At 49.1% G+C, this 23,513-nt stretch carries 14 protein-coding genes; 5 read left to right on the top strand and 9 right to left on the bottom strand.

The features are described 5' to 3' along the window. Together B9Y59_RS02080 and B9Y59_RS02085 are read right to left on the bottom strand one after the other, a co-directional pair. Positions 1-701, bottom strand: a 701-nt coding sequence (locus B9Y59_RS02080; RefSeq protein WP_442856172.1) for an ABC transporter permease subunit, incomplete at its 3' end; no start/stop codon positions are given. Positions 702-816: 115 nt separating this feature from the next. After that, entirely contained in the window at positions 817-2,313 is a 1,497-nt protein-coding gene (locus B9Y59_RS02085; RefSeq protein WP_085531524.1) for a sugar ABC transporter ATP-binding protein, read from the bottom strand. 351 nt (positions 2,314-2,664) lie between these two features. Between B9Y59_RS02085 and B9Y59_RS02090 the strand changes: the two genes are divergently transcribed. After that, a complete protein-coding gene (locus B9Y59_RS02090) occupies positions 2,665-3,096 on the top strand; it encodes a MarR family winged helix-turn-helix transcriptional regulator (protein WP_085531526.1) in 432 nt (143 codons plus the stop codon). Positions 3,097-3,179: 83 nt separating this feature from the next. On the opposite strand, the gene B9Y59_RS02095 is transcribed toward B9Y59_RS02090, so the two are convergent. Further along, on the bottom strand, positions 3,180-4,586 hold the full coding sequence (locus tag B9Y59_RS02095) for an MATE family efflux transporter (protein ID WP_085531528.1): 1,407 nt from the start codon (positions 4,584-4,586) through the stop codon (positions 3,180-3,182). Between the two features lie 24 nt (positions 4,587-4,610). Continuing rightward, positions 4,611-5,093 (bottom strand): MarR family winged helix-turn-helix transcriptional regulator, encoded by a 483-nt coding sequence (locus B9Y59_RS02100; RefSeq protein WP_085531530.1) that lies wholly within the window; start codon positions 5,091-5,093, stop codon positions 4,611-4,613. A gap of 562 nt (positions 5,094-5,655) precedes the next feature. On the opposite strand from B9Y59_RS02100, the gene B9Y59_RS02105 reads away from it, so the two are divergent. Next, positions 5,656-6,087, top strand: a complete 432-nt coding sequence (locus B9Y59_RS02105; RefSeq protein ID WP_085531526.1) for a MarR family winged helix-turn-helix transcriptional regulator — start codon at positions 5,656-5,658, stop codon at positions 6,085-6,087. A gap of 83 nt (positions 6,088-6,170) precedes the next feature. On the opposite strand, the gene B9Y59_RS02110 is transcribed toward B9Y59_RS02105, so the two are convergent. Continuing rightward, positions 6,171-7,577 (bottom strand): MATE family efflux transporter, encoded by a 1,407-nt coding sequence (locus B9Y59_RS02110; protein WP_085531528.1) that lies wholly within the window; start codon positions 7,575-7,577, stop codon positions 6,171-6,173. A 24-nt stretch (positions 7,578-7,601) separates the two neighbouring features. Then, positions 7,602-8,084, bottom strand: coding sequence for a MarR family winged helix-turn-helix transcriptional regulator (locus B9Y59_RS02115; protein WP_085531530.1), 483 nt, complete (start codon positions 8,082-8,084; stop codon positions 7,602-7,604). A 351-nt stretch (positions 8,085-8,435) separates the two neighbouring features. Here B9Y59_RS02115 and B9Y59_RS02120 point away from each other — a divergent pair, with 351 nt between their 5' ends. Together B9Y59_RS02120 and alr are read left to right on the top strand one after the other, a co-directional pair. Further along, the gene (locus B9Y59_RS02120; RefSeq protein WP_085531532.1) at positions 8,436-12,194 is read left to right on the top strand and encodes a phosphoribosylformylglycinamidine synthase; all 3,759 of its coding nucleotides are present in this window, start codon (positions 8,436-8,438) and stop codon (positions 12,192-12,194) included. A gap of 65 nt (positions 12,195-12,259) precedes the next feature. Next, complete coding sequence (gene alr / locus B9Y59_RS02125; RefSeq protein WP_054323465.1) at positions 12,260-13,453, top strand: alanine racemase; 1,194 nt, start codon at positions 12,260-12,262, stop codon at positions 13,451-13,453. A gap of 813 nt (positions 13,454-14,266) precedes the next feature. On the opposite strand, the gene rbr is transcribed toward alr, so the two are convergent. From rbr to B9Y59_RS02140, 3 genes are all read right to left on the bottom strand, one after another. After that, positions 14,267-14,809 (bottom strand): rubrerythrin, encoded by a 543-nt coding sequence (gene rbr, locus B9Y59_RS02130; protein WP_085531534.1) that lies wholly within the window; start codon positions 14,807-14,809, stop codon positions 14,267-14,269. 286 nt (positions 14,810-15,095) lie between these two features. Further along, positions 15,096-15,968: a PHP domain-containing protein gene (locus B9Y59_RS02135; protein WP_085531536.1), complete on the bottom strand. Its 873-nt coding sequence runs from the start codon at positions 15,966-15,968 to the stop codon at positions 15,096-15,098. Between the two features lie 415 nt (positions 15,969-16,383). Then, positions 16,384-22,551, bottom strand: a complete 6,168-nt coding sequence (locus tag B9Y59_RS02140) for a glycoside hydrolase family 97 N-terminal domain-containing protein (protein WP_158088919.1) — start codon at positions 22,549-22,551, stop codon at positions 16,384-16,386. Between the two features lie 367 nt (positions 22,552-22,918). On the opposite strand from B9Y59_RS02140, the gene B9Y59_RS02145 reads away from it, so the two are divergent. Continuing rightward, entirely contained in the window at positions 22,919-23,509 is a 591-nt protein-coding gene (locus B9Y59_RS02145) for a hydrolase (protein ID WP_085534452.1), read from the top strand. Positions 23,510-23,513: the final 4 nt, after the last annotated feature.

Below are 23,513 nucleotides of genomic sequence, written 5' to 3' on the forward strand. Positions count from 1 at the left end.
CCGCCGATCGGCTGGGAACTGTTCGGAGGCATATCGAAATACAGAGAACATGCACCGTAGATCATAACCTGCACAGCCAAGGTGGCGATGAAGGGATGCATGTCATACTTTGCAACCAAGAAGCCATTGACCACACCAAACAGCATACAAGCTACAATTGCTGCGATGATCGGCAGAACAACCGGCAGCTGCGGCAGGTCCGGATAGAAACGATTTGCATATGTAGCTGTCTGCAACATAGAGGTGGAGATAACAGCTGCCAAACCGACCATACGGCCAGCGGACAGGTCCGTACCTGCAATCAACAGGGTGAAGCAGATGCCCAATGCAATAATCATTCTGGTAGAGGACTGCGTTAAAATGTCCAAGAGCACCTGAATCTGCATGAAACGGGGCTCAATAAAGCAAATCACGACAACCAACGCCAACAATGCCAGCATGATTGCGTTATTCGTCAAAAAGTTTTTCGCTGCTCTGGAGGAAAAAGAAACCTCCGGATGGAGGCGCTCGCCTCTCGTCATCTGTACAATACCATAGACAACGGCGATTACGCCAATGCCAAGGATAAACCACGGCAGATCAAATGTCGCTTTTGGATCCAATACAAAGTTGAGAATGACACCCAGGACAGCAAGAACTGCGCCCACAACGATGAAAGACAGCGCATATTTTTTGCGCGGGATCGTCTTTTCTCCTTGCATACCCATTTACCTCACTTTCTTTTTTACATATACCCATCTTTCGCGCGACGATCGTACAGGCATATGGCTATTAAAATTTTTGAAAAACCCTGCCACACTGGCCATGAGTTTTCATTTACATAAATTTGGTAGCCAAACGCATAACGCCAACGGAGTCCGCCTCGCCGCGGTCCAGGAAGCCCGTGACACGGCCTTCGCACATGACCATGACGCGGTCCGCCATGCCCAACAGTTCGGGCATTTCCGAAGAGATCATGATAATCGACTTGCCTTCCTTAATCAGGTCGTGCATGATCGTATAGATCTCATACTTTGCACCAACGTCGATTCCGCGCGTCGGTTCATCCAATATCAGGATGTCCGGATGCGTCAACAGCCAGCGCGCAATCAGAACCTTCTGCTGGTTACCACCCGACAGGTTCTGCATCAATTCCTTCATGCTCGGCGTCTTTGTGTGCATGCTTTCGTTCGATTCAGTCGCCGCTTTAAAGCGTTTGCTCTCCTGCAACACGCCATGCTTTGCAAAGCTCTTCTGTGCGGCAATGACCGTGTTGTCCTCGATCGACAGAATGCCAAATACGCCGCTCTGACGGCGTTCCTCCGTCAACAGCGCCAGCCCATGCGCCTTTGCATCGCGCACCGACTTCACCTTGAACGGCTTGCCGTCCTTTTCCACATGGCCCGATGCAATCGCACGCAGACCGAACAAAGCCTCGACCATCTCTGTACGCTGTGCGCCTACCAGACCGCCGATGCCCAATATTTCTCCTTTATGCAGCTCAAACGACACATGCTGGAACGACTTCGGCAGCGGCGAACACAGATCGTCCACCTTCAGCACGACTTCCTTCCCCGGCTTGTACGCCTTCGGCGGGAAACGGTTCGTCATATCGCGCCCTACCATTCGGTTGATAATCAGGTCCGTTGTCAGTTCGCTTGCCGGCCAGGTTCCTACATACGTGCCGTCTCGCATGATCGTTACTTCATCCGAGATCTTCAAGATCTCTTCCATCTTGTGGGAGATGTAAATGATCGCGCAGCCTTTTTCCTGCAGCTGCCGGATAATCTTAAACAAGTGCTCGGTCTCGTTGTCTGTCAACGATGACGTCGGTTCGTCCATGATGATGATCTTCGAATTGTAGCTGACCGCCTTCGCTATCTCCACCAACTGCAAGTTGGACGCCGACAGCGTTCCCGCCAGTACCTCCGGATCAATGTCCAGGTCGACCTCTTTAAAGAGCTCCTTTGTCTTTTTGATCATCGTCTTTTTATCGACGGCGATCCCTTTCATGGGGAATCTTCCCAGCCAGATGTTTTCCATTACCGGACGGAACCGGATTGGGTGCAGCTCCTGGTGGATCATCGAGATTCCCAGGTCCAACGCCTGTTTCGACGTATTGATGACCCGTTTCTTTCCATCCAGGATAATCTCGCCGCCATCTTCATGGTAGATGCCGAACAAACACTTCATCAGTGTCGATTTTCCTGCACCGTTCTCGCCCATCAGAGCGTGCACGCTGCCGGGCCGCACTTTCAAGGTTACTCCGTCCAGCGCTTTTACGCCCGGGAATACCTTCGTGATGTTGTTCATTTCCAGCACATATTCTCCCATACGATCAATCCTCCTCCCATGCCTTTCTTCTTCATGCTTTTGCAACTCCTCATTGGAACATTTTGGTGGGTTATACAACTAAATAAAAGGGTTATTTTTATTTATTGATAGAGAAATCGCTATATTATATCTATAAATTAGTTGCATAACCAATTAATTGCATTATAATGAGAAACAAAAGGATTGTCAATATAAAATAAAAAGTTATAGGAAGATCAAAGAAATTCGTAGATTTTTTATCCTGTCAACGGAAGGATTCCAGCTGTCGGAAGATTCGTTGACAACCCGTTTTCTACAAGTTAAAATAAACTTGGCGGAAGACGCAGGTATTGCTGTCGGGAGGGGAAAGCCGTGAAAGGACCATATTGGGATTACATCAAAATTTTTTCGGTAATCTATTGGCAGTCACAGGGATTTTGTGCAAAGCGTCTTAAGGATTTGGGGGTCACCTGCGGTCAGTTCATGTATATTCTCTGCATTTGCGACAACCCTGGGGTTTCACAAGAGAAGGTTGCAGAGCTGACCTGTATTGATAAGAGTACGGTTGCAAAGGCGGTACAGCAGCTTTTGAAGGGTGGTTTTATCACGCGGCAGGTCAGTTGTGAGGACCGTAGAGTCAATGAGTTATATCCTACGGAGAAGGCTACATCGATTTATCCTGAAATCGTACAGATCGTTAATGATTTTCATGAGGAGCAATTGCGTGGCTTGACAGACATTGAACGTGATCTATTTATGCGCCTGTTGCAGAAAATTTTTGAACATGTAAAACCAAAACCTTAAAAGGCTAAAGAGGGCACACCAATTGGTGTGCCCTCTTTAGCCTTTTGCATGCGATAAGAGTTGTTCTCGGTTAGATGCACCGTTCATAGGGTGGGTACCGCTGTTTGAATAGAAGCGTCTTTTCGGGATAGACGCCGCATTTCATGAATCATAAAAAGAATCGCCATCAATCCGGCGGCACCATCTGCCAGCGGCCCAGCGTATAGTACGCCGTCAATCCCCAAAAAGAGGGGAAGAATGAGAACAAGGGGCAGAAGGAAAAAGATCTGCCGGCTTAGGGAGAGTAGAATTCCTTTGAGTGCATAGCCGATAGAAGAAAAGAAATTGGATGTTAAAATTTGAATTCCATTGATAAAAATACAGAATAGAAAGATACGGAAATAGCGGATTCCAAATTCGTAATACAGCGCGTCGCCCTGTCCAAATAGGTAGATGATCTGTTTGGGGAAAATTTGAAAGCAGAGGAACGCCGCGGTTGCGATACAGGTTACCACGATTGCAGCCATTTTATAGGCGTTCTTGACACGCTTATAATTTCCAGCGCCGTAGTTAAAGCCCATAATCGGCTGACAACTTTGCGCGATACCAAAAATCACAGCAATAAAAATAGTATTGACCTTCGAGATGATTCCGACACAGGCGAGCGGAATATCCCTTCCATAGATGGAGAGTTCTCCATAATACCCCAGGGTGTTGTTTAAGACGATTTGTACCAAGGTGACAGCCAGCTGATTGAAGCAGGCGGCTGCACCGAGGGAGACGATGGAACGAACGGTCCGCGCACGGAAGAAAAAGTGTTCTCTTTTTAAACGCAGAGATCGGAATTTTCGAAAGTAGAGTAGGACGGCAATTGCCGTTACAATCTGTCCCGTGATGGTTGCCAAGGCAGCCCCCTGAATGCCCATACCAAAGCCAAAAATAAAGATGGGGTCCAGGACTGTGTTCAGGATGGCGCCGGAAAGGGCGCTGAACATGGAATACTTGGGACTCCCGTCCGCTCGGATCAATTGGCTTCCGGCAGAACCGAACAGTGTAAAGGGAATTCCGATAGCAGTGATGCCAGTATACTCTCTGGCGTAGATCAGAACCTGTCCTCTGGCACCGAAAAGCACCATCAGTGGTTCCAAGAATACCAAAACAGTAACGCTTAACGCAATGCCCGATAGGACTGCCATGCAGAGGCTGTTCCCGACAACCTTTGCCGCCTTTTCGTTTTCATTTTTTCCTAAATACAAGCTGAAATTTGAAGCACCACCCACACCGATCATCATCGAGAGCGAGGCCATGATGGTCACCAGTGGGAAGGCGACATTTGTTGCCGCATTGCCCAATGTGCCGACGCTTTGGCCAATAAAAATCTGATCGACAATATTATAGATGGAGTTCATCAGACCGCTGATAATGGCTGGGATGGCAAACTGACGCATGAGTTTTCCAATGGATTCTGTTTCCAGAGGGTTATGTGCTTCTATGGTGTTGGTTTGATTCATTCGTTTTCCTTTCTCCTGTGTCCCTTATTCGTTACAATTCCTTTCGGCTCCAGATGTATGTGAGATGTGGCCCTGTAACAGTTCGTTTCGCAATCGAATCCGCAGTTGTTCCAAGCTTTGTTCCATTGCGTCACACTCCGCCTCGGACATACCGTCCGTCAAGATTTGATGGAGCTGTTGATGGAGCATACGAATCTGTTTCACTGCCTCTTCCGCCTTTTTCAGGGGTTGAATGATACGCACACGATGGTCCCGCTTATCCACTTCTATCGCAACATAGCCCTCTGCACAGAGCTTTTTTAAAACCTTGGTGGTAGTGCCCTTGTCCACATGGAACCGTTCGGTCAACTCCTGTGGCATCCGTCCAGGGTGTTCATAGATGTATTGCAGAAAGAACTGCTGTCCCCATCCAATGCGATAAGCTTCCAAGCCACGGTCATAATACATGCGCATCATACGTGTGAGACTGGAAATGTTCCTCCCAATACTGGTAAAATCTTCGTTCAAACGACCACCTCCTTTTCCTGCGAAGATGATCTTATCATAAAATAGTAGCGTGCGCAACTATTGAACGGAAAAAATGGGGCTCTGCCTGTCCGATTCTTTTCGGGCTAGAATCGGATACTTGGTTGTTCAGAGCAGGGACGGAATTGATTATCTTGGGGAAATNCGGGAATACCTTCGTGATGTTGTTCATTTCCAGCACATATTCTCCCATACGATCAATCCTCCTCCCATGCCTTTCTTCTTCATGCTTTTGCAACTCCTCATTGGAACATTTTGGTGGGTTATACAACTAAATAAAAGGGTTATTTTTATTTATTGATAGAGAAATCGCTATATTATATCTATAAATTAGTTGCATAACCAATTAATTGCATTATAATGAGAAACAAAAGGATTGTCAATATAAAATAAAAAGTTATAGGAAGATCAAAGAAATTCGTAGATTTTTTATCCTGTCAACGGAAGGATTCCAGCTGTCGGAAGATTCGTTGACAACCCGTTTTCTACAAGTTAAAATAAACTTGGCGGAAGACGCAGGTATTGCTGTCGGGAGGGGAAAGCCGTGAAAGGACCATATTGGGATTACATCAAAATTTTTTCGGTAATCTATTGGCAGTCACAGGGATTTTGTGCAAAGCGTCTTAAGGATTTGGGGGTCACCTGCGGTCAGTTCATGTATATTCTCTGCATTTGCGACAACCCTGGGGTTTCACAAGAGAAGGTTGCAGAGCTGACCTGTATTGATAAGAGTACGGTTGCAAAGGCGGTACAGCAGCTTTTGAAGGGTGGTTTTATCACGCGGCAGGTCAGTTGTGAGGACCGTAGAGTCAATGAGTTATATCCTACGGAGAAGGCTACATCGATTTATCCTGAAATCGTACAGATCGTTAATGATTTTCATGAGGAGCAATTGCGTGGCTTGACAGACATTGAACGTGATCTATTTATGCGCCTGTTGCAGAAAATTTTTGAACATGTAAAACCAAAACCTTAAAAGGCTAAAGAGGGCACACCAATTGGTGTGCCCTCTTTAGCCTTTTGCATGCGATAAGAGTTGTTCTCGGTTAGATGCACCGTTCATAGGGTGGGTACCGCTGTTTGAATAGAAGCGTCTTTTCGGGATAGACGCCGCATTTCATGAATCATAAAAAGAATCGCCATCAATCCGGCGGCACCATCTGCCAGCGGCCCAGCGTATAGTACGCCGTCAATCCCCAAAAAGAGGGGAAGAATGAGAACAAGGGGCAGAAGGAAAAAGATCTGCCGGCTTAGGGAGAGTAGAATTCCTTTGAGTGCATAGCCGATAGAAGAAAAGAAATTGGATGTTAAAATTTGAATTCCATTGATAAAAATACAGAATAGAAAGATACGGAAATAGCGGATTCCAAATTCGTAATACAGCGCGTCGCCCTGTCCAAATAGGTAGATGATCTGTTTGGGGAAAATTTGAAAGCAGAGGAACGCCGCGGTTGCGATACAGGTTACCACGATTGCAGCCATTTTATAGGCGTTCTTGACACGCTTATAATTTCCAGCGCCGTAGTTAAAGCCCATAATCGGCTGACAACTTTGCGCGATACCAAAAATCACAGCAATAAAAATAGTATTGACCTTCGAGATGATTCCGACACAGGCGAGCGGAATATCCCTTCCATAGATGGAGAGTTCTCCATAATACCCCAGGGTGTTGTTTAAGACGATTTGTACCAAGGTGACAGCCAGCTGATTGAAGCAGGCGGCTGCACCGAGGGAGACGATGGAACGAACGGTCCGCGCACGGAAGAAAAAGTGTTCTCTTTTTAAACGCAGAGATCGGAATTTTCGAAAGTAGAGTAGGACGGCAATTGCCGTTACAATCTGTCCCGTGATGGTTGCCAAGGCAGCCCCCTGAATGCCCATACCAAAGCCAAAAATAAAGATGGGGTCCAGGACTGTGTTCAGGATGGCGCCGGAAAGGGCGCTGAACATGGAATACTTGGGACTCCCGTCCGCTCGGATCAATTGGCTTCCGGCAGAACCGAACAGTGTAAAGGGAATTCCGATAGCAGTGATGCCAGTATACTCTCTGGCGTAGATCAGAACCTGTCCTCTGGCACCGAAAAGCACCATCAGTGGTTCCAAGAATACCAAAACAGTAACGCTTAACGCAATGCCCGATAGGACTGCCATGCAGAGGCTGTTCCCGACAACCTTTGCCGCCTTTTCGTTTTCATTTTTTCCTAAATACAAGCTGAAATTTGAAGCACCACCCACACCGATCATCATCGAGAGCGAGGCCATGATGGTCACCAGTGGGAAGGCGACATTTGTTGCCGCATTGCCCAATGTGCCGACGCTTTGGCCAATAAAAATCTGATCGACAATATTATAGATGGAGTTCATCAGACCGCTGATAATGGCTGGGATGGCAAACTGACGCATGAGTTTTCCAATGGATTCTGTTTCCAGAGGGTTATGTGCTTCTATGGTGTTGGTTTGATTCATTCGTTTTCCTTTCTCCTGTGTCCCTTATTCGTTACAATTCCTTTCGGCTCCAGATGTATGTGAGATGTGGCCCTGTAACAGTTCGTTTCGCAATCGAATCCGCAGTTGTTCCAAGCTTTGTTCCATTGCGTCACACTCCGCCTCGGACATACCGTCCGTCAAGATTTGATGGAGCTGTTGATGGAGCATACGAATCTGTTTCACTGCCTCTTCCGCCTTTTTCAGGGGTTGAATGATACGCACACGATGGTCCCGCTTATCCACTTCTATCGCAACATAGCCCTCTGCACAGAGCTTTTTTAAAACCTTGGTGGTAGTGCCCTTGTCCACATGGAACCGTTCGGTCAACTCCTGTGGCATCCGTCCAGGGTGTTCATAGATGTATTGCAGAAAGAACTGCTGTCCCCATCCAATGCGATAAGCTTCCAAGCCACGGTCATAATACATGCGCATCATACGTGTGAGACTGGAAATGTTCCTCCCAATACTGGTAAAATCTTCGTTCAAACGACCACCTCCTTTTCCTGCGAAGATGATCTTATCATAAAATAGTAGCGTGCGCAACTATTGAACGGAAAAAATGGGGCTCTGCCTGTCCGATTCTTTTCGGGCTAGAATCGGATACTTGGTTGTTCAGAGCAGGGACGGAATTGATTATCTTGGGGAAATGATAAGGGGAAAAAGATACAGTCGGTGATGCGCTTTCAGGAAATCTACAGGGATTGAATCTTGCAGAACTCTCCCGTTTGCAGTAAAATGGCAGCGTCCTCTTTATTAAATGACATAAATATGCTATCATATTACCATCAATATCTGCTTGGCCGGTGGGACGGCACAGGCGGGGAAACGGGGGAAACAATGTCTGACGTAATCAGAGTATTTGTCGAAAAAAAACCCGGCTTCGACGTGGAAGCACAGCACATGAAGGCGGACTTGGTGGAAAATCTGGGAATGCCGGTCGAAGATTTAAAATTATTGAACCGGTATGACATTTCTGGATTGAGCCGTGAAGAATTTGAGGCTGCACGCGGCACGATCTTTTCCGAGCCGAATGTCGATACTGTTTATGACGAGGAATACCCATTGCCCGAGGGATATTCGATCTTTGCTATGGAATACCTGCCCGGACAGTATGACCAGCGCGCTGATTCTGCGGCTCAGTGCGTGCAGCTGCTGACCCAGGGGGAGCGCCCTCAGGTCGTTACCGCCCGTGTCATTGCACTCAAAGGGAATCTGGACCAAGAAAAACTTGAGAAGATTCAAAATTACCTGGTCAACCCGGTGGAGAGCCGCTTGGCGTCTTTGGACAAGCCCGAATCGCTGGATATGCAGGCGGATGTGCCGCCGGACGTGGCGCGGGTAACAGGCTTCATTTCCTGGAGCACAGAGGAAATGACCGCCTATTATGAGAAGATGGGCTTTGCCATGACCTTGGAAGATCTGCTCTTCTGCCGCGACTATTTTAAAAAGGATGAACACCGCGACCCAAGTGTCACAGAATTGCGTGTGATTGATACTTATTGGAGCGACCATTGCCGTCATACGACCTTCTCCACCCGCTTGGAACATATCAAGATTGTGGAGGGGGCATTAAGCGAGGCGATTGAAGGGGCTTTGCAGGCGTATTATGAGGCGCGCAGAGAGGTCTACGGAGAAAACACCGACCGGCCGGTTTCTTTGATGGATATGGCGGTGATCGGCATGAAACTTCTGCGTAAGCGTGGCCAGATTCCGGATCTTGACCTCAGCGACGAGATCAACGCCTGTTCCATCGAGGTTCCTGTGACCATCGACGGCAAGGAAGAAAAATGGCTGGTCCAGTTTAAAAATGAGACACACAACCACCCAACAGAGATCGAGCCCTTTGGCGGAGCGGCGACCTGTCTCGGCGGCGCAATCCGCGACCCGCTGTCCGGCCGCGCATATGTCTATCAGGCCATGCGTGTGACGGGGTCCGGGGACCCGCGCATTCCTTTTGAAGAGACGTTGCATGGAAAACTGCCGACTCGCAAGATTACAACCGGTGCGGCCAGCGGCTACAGCTCCTACGGCAACCAGATTGGCCTTGCAACCGGACAGGTCACAGAGCTGTATGATCCCGGTTATGTCGCAAAACGGATGGAGATTGGCGCAGTAATCGGCGCCTCTCCAAAGGAGAACGTGGTGCGCGAACAGCCGCAACCGGGCGATGTGATCGTGCTGCTGGGTGGCAGCACAGGCCGCGACGGGATAGGCGGTGCAACTGGTTCCAGCAAAGCGCATACAGAGAAATCCGTCGAAGTATGCGGTGCAGAAGTGCAAAAGGGCAACCCGCCGACGGAGAGGAAGATTCAGCGCCTATTCCGAGACCCGCAGGTTTCCCGCCTGATTAAGCGCTGCAATGACTTTGGAGCAGGCGGCGTCTGTGTGGCGATTGGAGAATTAGCGGACGGTCTGGAGATCGACTTGAACAAGGTTCCCAAGAAATACGAGGGTTTGGATGGGACGGAACTGGCTATTTCGGAATCTCAGGAGCGTATGGCGGTGGTCCTTGCTCCAAAGAGTGTGGAGGCATTCTGTCAGGCGGCCGCGGAAGAAAACCTCAATGCACAGGTGGTTGCCATTGTTACGGAGGCGCCACGCCTCAAGATGGAGTGGCGCGGGGATACGATTGTCAACATTGCGCGTGCATTCCTGAATACAAACGGCGTGACACAGCGCGCCGATGTAGAGATTGAAGCGCCAAATCCGGACCAGTATTATCGCAAGCAGATTCCCGATTGCCTGAAAGGAAAACCGTTGGCAGAGGCATTCCAGGAGAATCTGAGCCGATTGGAAGTCGCCTGTCAAAAAGGGTTGGCCGAGCGTTTTGACGCGAGCATTGGCGCGGCCACTGTGCTCATGCCGTTTGCAGGGAAGTACCAGCTGACGCCGGAGGAGGCGATGGTCGCCAAGCTGCCGGTTATCCATGGGGAAACGGACGATGCAACGGCAATGAGTTATGGCTATATACCCGGTATTGCAAGATTTTCTCCGTTTCATGGAGCGGCCTATGCAGTGGTGGAGAGCCTGTCCAAGCTCTGCGCAGTGGGGGCAAATCCACTCAGTTGCCGCTTGACGTTCCAGGAATATTTTGAGCGTCTCCGCACGGACCCTAAGCGCTGGGGCAAACCGACTGCAGCGTTATTGGGGGCGCTGGCAGCCCAGTTGGGGATGGGTCTGCCGTCCATCGGTGGAAAAGACAGTATGTCGGGTTCGTTTGAGCAGATGGATGTGCCGCCAACGCTGGTGAGCTTCGCGGTTGCCATGACAAAGGCAAGCAAGACGGTGTCAGCGGCGTTCCAGCATGCTGGGTCCCGCGTCGTTTTGCTTCCGATTCCGGAGGATGCCAAAACGCTGCTGCCGGATTGGGAGCGTTTAAAGACGTTCTATAAGCAAATCGGCGAAAAGATGGCGGATGGCAGCATACTGTCCGCGTCGGTTGTTAAGGAAGGCGGCGCCGCGGCGGCCGTGGCAAAAATGTGCTTTGGCAACGGTATCGGCTTTGACTTTGACACCGTGGATGAGGGAATCCTCTTTGCACCGTTGTCCGGCAGCCTGGTGGTTGAACTGGCAGAAGGCGTGCCGATCACCAATACAGCTACGGTGCTTCTGGGAAAAACGGTAGAGCCATCGGCCATCCAAATTGGCGGAGAGGTCCTTCCGCTTCAAAAGCTGGCCGAACGCTGGACGGGTACGTTGGAAAAGATTTTCCCGAATCATGCCCCAGCAGTGGAAATGCAAAACGAAGTGCCGCTCTATACAGCGCGGTATGCGCAAACGCCGGCGATCAAGGCGGCTAAACCGCGGGTATTTATCCCCGTATTCCCTGGCACAAACTGTGAGTACGATACCGTCCGTGCATTTGAAAAAGCAGGAGCAGAAACCGATGTGTTGGTTGTGCGCAATTTGTGCTCGACTGACATTGAAAATACCATCGAGCGGATGGAAAAAGCCATCCGCAATGCGCAAATTATCATGTTGCCCGGTGGTTTCTCCGGCGGCGACGAGCCGGACGGCTCTGGAAAGTTTATTGCGACAACCTTCCGCAATCCAAAGATTGCAGAGGCAGTTATGGAACTGTTGAAAAACCGCGACGGCCTGATGCTGGGCATCTGCAATGGATTCCAGGCGCTTATTAAATTAGGTCTGGTGCCCTATGGAGAAATCCGCGAGACAAGTGAGACTGCTCCAACATTGACCTTTAATACATTGGGGCGCCATGTATCCCGTATGGTGTATACACGAATTACGTCGGTCAAGTCTCCATGGTTTGCAGAGGTAAAAGCGGGCGATGTGGTCACGGTGCCTGTATCTCACGGAGAGGGGCGCTTTGTCGCAGACGATGCGACGTTGGCTCAGTTGATTGAAAACGGCCAGATTGCCACGCAGTATGTAGATCTGAATGGAACGCCAAGCGGCGAGATCGCTTGGAATCCGAACGGCTCGGTCTGTGCAATCGAAGGCATCACCAGCCCCGACGGCCGCGTCTTAGGCAAGATGGGCCATTCCGAGCGGAAAGGAACGGATCTTTATCGCAATGTACCTGGCGAGAAAGACCCACGTATTTTTGAATCCGGTGTGGCATATTTTAAATAAATGTAGATGAAAGCAGATGGGCCGGTGTCTGCCACAATCGAAAACATTGGGAGCGAAGTAGAAGGATGAATGACTTTTTCAGGCGCACTTGGGCGGAAATCGACCTGGACGCCATTGCACATAACTATCATCAGATCAAAGATCGTCTGAATCCGGAGACAAAGGTATGCTGTGTAATCAAGGCAGACGCCTATGGTCATGGGGCAGAACTTTTGGCGCGTGAGTATGAGGAGCTGGGGGCGGACTGGTTTGCAGTATCCAATTTGGAAGAGGCAATCCAGCTGCGAAATGCGCAGATTGGCCTGCCGATTCTTGTGTTGGGTTATACACCGCCAGAATCGGCGGCTGAACTGGCCAATATGGATGTTGCACAGGCGATCCTTTCCCGCGAATATGGGGAGCGGTTGGCCGCCTGCGCCCGTGAAGCTGGTGTCACAGTTCGTGCACATATGGTAGTAGATACCGGTATGAGCCGGATTGGTTTTATGTATCAGGACCCGGAGCGGGATGCCTGTGCAATCGATGAGATTGCGGAACTCTGTCAGCTGAAAGGCTTGGACCCGGAGGGAATCTTTACGCATTTCGCTGTTGCGGATGAAGGGAACGACGGACGTGGATATACCTTGATGCAGCTGGACCACTTCCTAAAGTTAATCGACCGGTTGGCACAGCGTGGGATTACCTTCCGTCTGCGCCACTGTTCGAACTCGGCCGCAGTCCTAGACTATTCAGACGCACAGCTCGATATGGTGCGGCCGGGAATCATTCTCTATGGGTTGAATCCTTCCAGCGCGGTCAAGGAACCTTTAGATCTGCGTCCGGCAATGCAGCTCAAATCGATTGTCTCCATGTTGAAAACCGTAGAGCCACAGACCAGTATCAGTTATGGACGGCGATTTACGACCAAACAGCGCACGATCGTGGCGACAGTCCCTATTGGATATGCGGATGGGTATCCGCGCCATCTGTATCACCGTGCCAGTGTGTTGGTGCGCGGCCAGCGTGCAAAGATTATCGGTCGTGTCTGTATGGATCAATTGATGGTGAACGTCACCGATATTCCAGAAGTTCGGGAAGGCGACATCGTTACGCTGTTTGGATATGATGGAGAGGCGTTTCTTCCAGTGGATGAGCTTGCCGGCTACAATCATACCATCAGCTATGAGTTGGTCTGTTTGCTCAGTAAGCGGGTACCGCGCATCTATTTCCGCAACGGAGAAGCGGTTGCAGAGTTGGACTATCTCTGCTCCAGCAAATAAAAGAAAGATGCAAAGGAAAGCATACTCTGAAGGTTATAAAAATACTTTTTCTGTAAGAACATTTAAATTGGGAAGCCTTTAGGAGGTTGAACAATCAATTGAAAAAGAGGGGAAACGCAAGGATTCAGTCCTGTGTTTCCCTCTTTTGCTGTTGTAGCAGGGCATACGGTGCAAAAAGGAGAGGAGAATGTCGTGCGATCAAAGGGCGCCATCGGACGGACGTTTGGGATAGCGTTTCCGTTCAATCGAACGTAAGAACTCCGTAAATATGTTTTTGAATTTGAAAAATCTTAAGTAGAGGGACTTTTTCGATACCCACTCAGAATGTTTAAGGCATGGAGAGAAAAGAGATAATAATCTATTGGCAACCTGTAGAAAACGAGAGAAGAATTCAGTTATTATTTATGAAATGGCTCCGGCCCTTATAGGCGTGTGTACAAAATTCTTCATGGTTTCTCCAATAACAAAGTACAGAATAATTGAAGTAAGTCCGCGCCGTTTATCCTTACAGGAGCCTAGACGAGTACCTTACGATCAAAGGTGATACCTCAGATACAGCTTTGGAACCTATATTGTTGGAACAATTGCATCGATGGATGCCAATGATGATAGAACAGGGGAAACGTTCCATGCAGAGTACAGATGAAACAGAAAAAGCACTGAATTGTTCCACAGAAACCGAATGGGGTTGAAGGAGGGAATAGGGAACACCGAGATGGCAAACCTATCATCATAAAAAACAACAGCCACCAGAGGAACTCCTCTGGTGGCTGTTGTGCAATAAGAAAGGTACGAACAAATCGGACTTACCAATCAATAGTTTTTAGCTAAAAGTTGGAAATACGCCTTCGGGTGGGCGCAAACAGGGCAGATTTCTGGGGCCTTTTTGCCCACGACAATATGGCCGCAATTGGAACACTGCCAGATCATATCGCCATCTCTGGAGAAAACCAAACCTTCTTCAACATTTTTCAACAGGGCGAGATACCGGGCTTCATGTTCCTTTTCAATCTTGCCCACCATTTCAAACAATGCGGCGATACGGGGAAAGCCTTCTGCACGGGCATCTTCGGCAAAGCTCGCATACATATCGGTCCATTCGTAGTTCTCACCTGCTGCCGCGTCCTTTAGATTGGTAGCGGTATCTGCGATTTCTCCGTCATGCAAAAGCTTAAACCAAATTTTTGCGTGCTCTTTTTCATTGTTTGCGGTTTCTTCAAAGAGATTTGCAATTTGTACATATCCTTCTTTGCGTGCTTTAGAAGCGTAGAATGTATACTTATTGCGTGCCTGGGATTCGCCGGCAAAAGCTGCCATCAAATTTGCTTCGGTCTTTGTACCTTTAATATTTTCCATACCAAATATCCTCCTGTTTCTCTTAAATTTTAATAATAATACTTAATATTATTTTATAGTCTTATATTACCAGCTGTGGAGGATTTTGTCAAGGAATATCTAAAAAATTAATAATTATTCTTAATTTTAAGCCTGCTAGAAATAGACCTTCCGAAAAAATAGAATATGACAGACGATTCATAGAGAGTTCTATATGGGAAAAATCCTTTTCAAAGAGGATAGAAGCACTTTCTATCCAGGTACATGAAGAATATTGGATATCGTTTTAAATAGAGATATTTAAAAACTACAATGCTTCGTGCAATCTATGCAGAAGGTTGGATTCTTGTCCACCACAGTCGAAGCCACCCAGGGAGATACTGGGCTTGATTTTTCCATGAAAATCACTCCCACAGCTTACAGCGAGAGAGAGGTCCTCCGCTTGACGTAGATAAAAGGCAATTTGCTCAGGAGAATGGTAACTGCTGTATGCTTCCATTCCGCAGACCCCCTGCGCGGCAATATCTCGGAGCAACGTCACATCCTCGTGGATATTGTTGCCTGGATGTGCTAAAACGGGAAGACCTCCCGCGGTTCGAATCAAAGAAATGGCTTCTTGTAAGCTTTGAAAAGCAATGGGAACATATCCGGGTTTCCCTTGCGAAAAGAAGTCCCAGTAAAAATTTACGTAGGGATTATCGCTGCGATTACCTCCGGGCAGATAAGGGGTGAGAGCAGGATGGTGAGGGTCCTGCGCCAGTACAGCTTCAGCGATCATCTCACCGGTTACCACACCATCTTTCTCCGCAAGGAGAGGGGATGCATCAAAGTGAAAACCCATTTCATAAGCGTGTTGAATACGGTATTCACCGGCCCTCTGTTCTTGTTCCAAAATAGCACGTTCGGTCTCATGAAATCCTGGATATTCCGGTTGAATCCAGTAACCTAGAAGGTGCAGATCGATGCCTTTATAGGTGCAGTCCAGCTCTACAGCGGGAATACATTCCATTCCCAATTGCTGTGCCCGCTGCATGGCGCGAGGAACCCCACGGGTGCAATTGTGATCTGCAACAGCAGCGACACGTACGCCGTTCTTCAGACAAAGATCCATCAATTCCTCTGGGGAATATGTGCCATCATCACTAAAGTTGGTATGCATATGTAGATCCAGCCAGCTCATATAGAATTCTCCTTGTATAATAAAGTAGTAGTTATTAGAGCCCCTCTCCAAGGGCTGTGCTACACTGTGAGGGATGCTGTGGATTGGATTAGGCGCTTTTTTTAGCACTGGTTTGAGTAGAATCTGTTTTCAGTATAGGGAAAATGAAAAAAGAAGCAAGCCCTTTTAGAGATTTTTGGGGAAGACAAAAGAAGAGAGAAGTAAAACGAATCATCTATTTTGATAAAAAGTTTTCCAACCCCATTACAAATTGACATTTAGGAGAAATATATCGAACCGGTAAACAGGCTTTCACTAGCAGCGTTTTGATCCAGCATCTTACCTCTCGAAGGGCCGTAACCGAACTATAAAAAACTCCCGGCCCGTCACACGGACGAGCCAGGAGAAATTTGGAAAGGGAAGGTGGCTGATATACTTATGCAGTGATGGTCGCAACGCAGTGGCGCACTGCATTCTGGTTGGGCATCGTGGTATAGATGCCAGAAGCACTGCCTACATTGCCGGTCGCCCAGATGCGGAAGTAATAGTCATTGCCGTCCTTCTTCACAAACTGGGTCTTAAATACGCCGTCTGTACCGCTTACAAAGAGCGGTGTAGAGGTGCTACCATCGGTAACGGTCATCTTAAAGGTGTACACCTGGCCTTTCTTGATCGAAATTGAACCAGTTGTATCGCTGTGCACAGAACCTTCCAGAATATTTGCCGTAAAGGTGGAGGAAGTTCCATCCAAGGTGACCGTAATGGTGGAGTCGCCCATTCCAGCGCCGTTCAGCTGGAAGCTGTATCCATCCGCAGTTTTGGTGAGATACTGCACCGAAACGTTCGCGTTATTTGCGGTAACCGTTGGGGCGGTTGCAGAGGTTGTCTTGACTGTAAAGACAAAGCGTTCTCCCACGCGGAACGAGCAACTCTTGGTAGATTCGTCCAGCGTAAAGTTGGAGGCTGTTGTGGCCGTCGAAGTAGAATCGTTGTTGGAAGAACTACTGGAAGAACCACTGCTGGAACCACCGCTAGAACTACTGCCCTTTTCGTCCAGATGGTCGATTGCAGCAGCTAGCTTGGTTTCGATATTGCGAATCTTGGCTTCAGCGGCCGGATCGCCCTCGGCAAGAGTGTTGTCGTCCAAAACAACCTGTGCTTCCTGCATGACCTTGACCAGGTTCTGATAACTCGCCACTGTGAACCGGTCTGCGTCCTTTGCCTGCGCGATCTCCATCAATTCCTTTAAATAATCCTTGTTTGCGATCTTACGCAGGGCGGTCATGGCGCCTGTTAAGGTCTTGCTAGCGTTATCGACTTCTTCCTGTGTTGCCTGTGGATCTTCATAGACCTCTTGGGCTTCCTTTCGTGCAGTGAGGAATTCCTCCTTGCCCTCTTCAACATACAGGTCGAGTTCATTCGAGATAGCCTCAGCTTTCGCTAGGACTGTGGCCAAAATCGATTTGTCTGCCTGATGGCGGACATTATCAATTGCTTCCTTGAGCGCGTTGACAGCCTCTGTAATTTCTTGCTCCATCGCATCGGGATTGTCGTAGACCTTTTGGGCCTCTTCCATGGCATCCTTCAGTTCTTCAATGGTACTCGGGTCCAGACCTTCCGAAGCTTCTACAATCGCTTCTGCAATCTCCAGCTGAATTTCCAGCTCGCTCTTGTCGCCAGGCTGGAAGGAGAGATAATGGATGGCATCCAGCAAACCTCCCCAAGCGTCGTTGATATCTGTCTGTGTGACTGCAACCTCTTTCGCGACTCTTACGGCTTCATGATATGCCTTTTCAAATTTTGCCTGGACGGTTGGCACAGCAGCGGCAACCTCATTGTCCAATGTATCGGCATACGCAATCAGGGAATTCAAAATCTCCTTATTGACGATTGTGAAAGAGAAGTCAAGGGTTTCTGCCGTAGCACCTTTTTCCGCTGTATAGGTGAATTCCTTTGTGTTTGTGATTTTTTGCGGTTCGCCGCCCAAGAGGATTTCACTGAATTCGCGGCCCTCTACAGAAGGAACAAAGGAGAGATTCAGCTCAGTGCCCTCCTCAAAGTTGCCGGTATACCGGCCAATGAGATTGGCAATGGTCTGCTCTTCGCCATTGAGCGTAAGCTCTACATTCGTACCGTAGTTGACCATGAAGCTGGTGCTCTCTTCCACAGTCGGCTCCTCCGCAAACGATCCAACATTCCCATTAACGGTGAAGTCTTCAAAGGTTGCTGGCAGAGAACCGGTCTTTCCGTTACCGTCCACTGCATAGATACCAACCTTGAGATCGCCATCCATTCGGACTTTGCCGCCCATCGTCATATCGACAGGATCGGCGATAGGCGTCCAATTCTGGTTATCATAGCTGTAATAGGAGGAGAACGTAGTTCCTTCCTTCACAACCTTCAGATAGACGCTTGCCTCTGGATCGGCGTCCGGGGTTGTATGTTCAGAGAACTTGCCATTATTGAGGACAAAGTCCGTAAAGATGTTCCCATCAAACCCACTGTGATAGCGCTTATAGGCGCCATAAATGTTGCTGGAATCCTGATAGACGATGATACCGGCGGTTTGATAATCGTCTGTCGGAACAAAGTCAAGCTTCGTCGAGACAGTGAAGTCGCCCTCTACCGGGGACAGGAATACGTTTTTGGCATTGTCGGTGTTGGTATAGAATTCACCCGGCTGTGTGATGATCGTAATGGAGTTTTCACTGTTGATCTGCCAGTGCTCCGGATCATTGCGCAGGACATCCCAATCGTCCGTCAAGACCAGATCTGCAGGAGAAATGGTCACTTCACAGGAAGCAGTCACCTCGTTGTTGAAACCTGTCATAGCGGTGATGGTGACCGTACCCGCCTGGTATGCAGTGATCTTTCCGTTTTCATCGACCGATGCGACGTCTGGGTCGCTGGACGTCCATACAACTGGATCGTCGGCTCCCTCCGGTGTAACCGTAGCGGTGAGGGTAGCGGTCTCATACTGTTTCATGGAGAGCTCTGTATGATCGAGTGAAATTTCGGTTGCTTCCACGTATTGGTTGGCAAACGGGATCACTTCGTTATTGATTGTGAAGTCTTCGAAGGTTGCCGGCAAAGAACCGCTCTTGCCATTGCCGTCGACCGCATACAGACCGACCTTGAGATCGCCGGTGAGGCTGGACACATTCAACGGATCTGCAATTTGTACCCATTCCGAGTTGTCATAGCTGTAATAAGCGGTGAAGGTTGTACCTTCCTTGACAACCTTTAGATAGACCGGTGCGTCTTTGTTCAAATCTGGCGTTGTATGCTCGGAAGCGCTGCCCTTATTGATTGCAAAATCCGTGAAGATATTGCCATTATATCCGGAATGATAGCGCTTGTATGCGCCATACAGATTCTTGCTGTCCTGATACACGATAATGCCAGCGGTCTGGTAGTTAGCGCCCGGAACAAAGGTCAGTTTTGTCGTAGCTGTAAAATCGCCCTCCACTGGGGTCAGGAATACGTTTTCTGCATTGTCGGTACCGCTATAGAATTCGCCTGCCTTGGTTGTAATGGTAATGGAATTCACGCCCGTTAGTTTCCAGTTTTCCGGATCGTTGCGGATGATGGACCAGTCGTTGGTCAGGGAGAATTCTGGACGGCGGACGGTCACTTCGCAGCTGGCGGTGATATTGCCGTCAAAGCCAGTAGCGGCGGTGATCGTAGTGACACCGGGCTTTAATCCGAGGACTTTACCATTTTCAACTGTGGCAACCTCGGGATTACTGGAAGTCCATGTGACAGTGTCGTATTCAACATCCTCAGGGGTGAGGGTCGCGGTCAATACCATTGAATCGTTCTGTTCCAGAGTGAGTTCACTGGCACTCAGGGTGATGGATTCTGCCTGGCTGGGCTGATTCCGGAGGATCTTAATCATAGCACCGCCGTGTTCGGCCATCGGAATCGTCAAAACGGTGTCCTTGTCGACCTTTTCAATGCGCGCGGTGATGTCATCCACAGTCTCGCCGTCCTCATAGATAAAGGCATAATAGTCCCCCTCACCGAGGAAGTCCAGCTGGAACTCTGCGGTGCGCTGCTCGTTGCAGATCAGGCCAAGATACCAATTCTCTCCACTTCTGCGCGCGGTGTTGACATATTCGCCCGGCTCGCCTGCCAACAGCTGCGTCTCGTCCCACTGCCCAGGGAAGTCCTCAAAGAAATAACGGGCGGGGCTGTTGAGGTACGCTTCTGGACGGTCCGCAAAGCATTGGATACCGCTCTCATAGGTGACGGTCAGGGCGCCCATCTGCGCGATGGTGAACTGTTTGCGGGTATTGGTGCGGTGGGAGAACATCGGTGTATAGTCTGCGGGACCAACCGCACAACGCATAAATGGCAACATACAGTTGTGGTAAGCGCTTACATCCGCAGGGCGGAAGAGATCCTGTTCGGCACCGAAGATACCTTCACGGCTGAGTGCGTTCGGATACGTGCGGCGCTCGCCGGTCGTCTTATTCGCACCATGGATATTGATGAACATATGGTTTTCCGCGGTGACCCGCATCAAACGATTATAGAACTGGATATAATCCTGGGATTGTGAGTTGAAGAAGTCCGGCTTGATGCCTTTGATTCCCATGTCAGCGAGCTCCTTGATACGGCGCTCTGCTTCATCGCCCTTCTTCAAATCGTTGTGGTTTTGCCAGGCGATCAGGCCGATGCCCTTCTCGTTGGCATAGTCGATCAGATCTTCGGTCCAATCGTAATAACCATAATAAGCGAATTCGCTGTGGCCCTGGCTGCTGCCGCTTGGCTGCCAGCCCTCATCCAAAAGTAGATACTGCCAACCCATCTCTGCAGCGAGATCGATGTATTCTTTATAGACATCCGGATCGTTGACCGGATCGCGGTTCAGCCAAGTCCAGGCGGTGACACCGGGCTGAATCCAGGAGGTATCCTCCAAAACGTTGGCAGGACTGAGGTTTTCCGCCATAGTATTCTCAACGATGTCCGCGGTGGTGCCAATCACAGCAAAGCGCCACGGCGTTGCAAACGGAGCTTTTGTCTGGATGGCAGATTTCTGTTCGTTGGAGAATACAATGTCAAGGCGTCCGTTCGGATTGCCGATGATGTCTGCACCACAATACTCATCGTGGAGCCCTGCCTCAGAGATCAAGGCGTACTCACCCGTAGGCGTCTTGTACAACAATGGCATACAATACCGTTCATCCAATTCTGAAAGCTGCTTTTCCTCCTCAACTTGCTCGTTATGATTGATGTACGGCATCACATAAGCGGTAGAGCCCTGCGGAATTTGCAAAGTCGTATTTTCAGAGGAAATGGTGATGGGCGTGTCTTCATTTTCGGCTGTGATCTGATATTTAAAAGCAATTCCGTCGTCGTACGCGCGTGTAACAATACTGAAGGTGACACCTTCGACGCCTTCTTTGGTAAAGTTCAGCGTTGTCTGGTTGGCGTGATTTTCAACCTGTGTAATCTTTGCACCGATCAACTCATAGGGATCGTTGATTTCTTCATCGACACGATCGACGAAAGTCAGCTCGGAAAAATCCCCCAGGCTGGTGGTCAAGCCGACAGCGGAATTGTCTACAACTAAGTTGTTGTCCTTAAAAGAAGAATAAGAAACCTTGCCATCATGTAGGGCAAACAGGGCGGTGATGCTGCCGTCCGGAGAAGCAATCTGCCAGGAAGAAGCTGGATCGCCCTTACCAATGATGATATCCACGGTGGCTTCACGGACGACGTCGCCTTGCGCGAGTGTACAGGTAATGGTTGCAATACCATCTCCGATACCGGTTACAACGCCGCTGCTCGAAACTGTGGCGATGGAATCGTCCGAACTCTTATACGAAACAGCCAGCGTATCAGCGGGGATCTCTGCGCCACCGATGGAATAACCGACCGGGGTCAACTGGGTAGTCTTACCAACCGGCAAAACGGACTGCTGTGCAGTGACCGCTGCGGAAGCTAATGTGGTTTGTACCTCGCGGTCGCAGAGAATCTTTGCATCGCACCACAAGCTGTGGTCACAGGTAGTAACCCCGTCCGTACCGTTGTCGGTCTTGAGGGTCAGTGTTTTGGCGCCCTCCGGAATGTCGATATTGACAAAGACCTGGGCAGCCTGTCCGGAAAGGTCGTCGATGTGATATTTTTGTTCGCCGTCAACTTCTACAGTGAAACCACAGTTGCCATAGATGCCATCGTAAACAGAATCCGCTTGAACGCCTATGTAGGCCTGAAATGTTTTTGCACCCTGGGCTGAGATGTCATAAACCAGCTCCGATGCTGCATGGGCACAGAGCCCCTTTTCGTACTCAACGATGTCTAAGTTTTCATCGAGCAGGCGTAGCGGCTTATTGTCGATGTCCTGATCTACCCCCAAGCTACCGAAGCCAACCTTTGTCTTGGTCGGTTTCATGTCGCTCAAATAAAGCGCAATGTCGCCTTCTTCCTCTTGCACAACAGCCGTGATTGCCTGGCGGGCGGCAGGAACAGCCTGAGCCGCCTGTGCGGCAAATACCGGTGTTGCGCCGGCAGCCGCCATCTGTAGCGCGAGTGCTACAGCAATAAAAGATTGCACGGTCTTTCTCTTCATAATTTTCTCCATCCTTTTCTCTACCATTGTGGGTTTCTCCTCCATTTGGAAGGAACTGGGACCTCCTTTCCGAACCGACGTCCTTCCCTAAAATAATGATAAAAATAACTTGAAACGGCTTAATCAATATCTTTCTAAAGCTACATTTTAAAAATATTCTATTTAAAATGCATAAAAACGAATCACGATTTAGCCGTTTGTTGTCGCTATAGTATCACGAACTCTGTCTAAAATCAATATCTAAAAAGATGATGAGACAATCGTATATATTTTTGAAACAATTTTCCATATAATATGAGGAATTCTGGATTGCCTTTACACACCCGGACCTTTCCAGTATAATGGGGAAAGGTTGGCCGAGAGGCATTAAGGAGAAAGGTGGGATACCATGGGCTTGAGTTATCAAGAGGAATTTGAAGAGATTTTCCGCAGTAAAGTTACCCGGGAAGGCAGCGCGGCCTTTTTGGAATGGCTCTCCAAGACGGACTTTTTTACCGCGCCGGCAAGTACAAAATTTCACTGTGCCTGTCCAAGCGGCCTGGTACAGCACAGTATCAGTGTGTACCGCACTATGGTGGAGCGGTATTTCGACCCTGAAACGGACAGCGAAGAAAGCTTTGCTATCTGTGGCCTGCTGCATGATGTCTGTAAAGCGCAGTTTTATAAGGAAGGCACCCGCAATGTCAAAAATGAACAGTCCGGGGCCTGGGAGAAAAAGCCATATTATATGATTGAGGACAGTTTTCCCTACGGACATGGGGAAAAGTCCGTGTTCCTGATCGAGCGCTTTTTGCGCTTGAAAACCAGCGAAGCGATTGCGATCCGTTGGCATATGGGCGGCTTTGACGATGCGGCGCGCGGCGGGAGTTTTGCCATCAGCCAGGCGTACGACCGCTATCCGCTGGCGGTAAAGCTGCATTTGGCCGATTTGGAGAGCACCTACCTGCGTGAGAAGGGTACCTCCGTGGTGCGCGCACAGCGATAATTAC

The sequence above is a fragment of the Anaeromassilibacillus sp. Marseille-P3371 genome, from assembly GCF_900169665.1.
Taxonomy (GTDB): domain Bacteria; phylum Bacillota; class Clostridia; order Oscillospirales; family Acutalibacteraceae; genus Anaeromassilibacillus.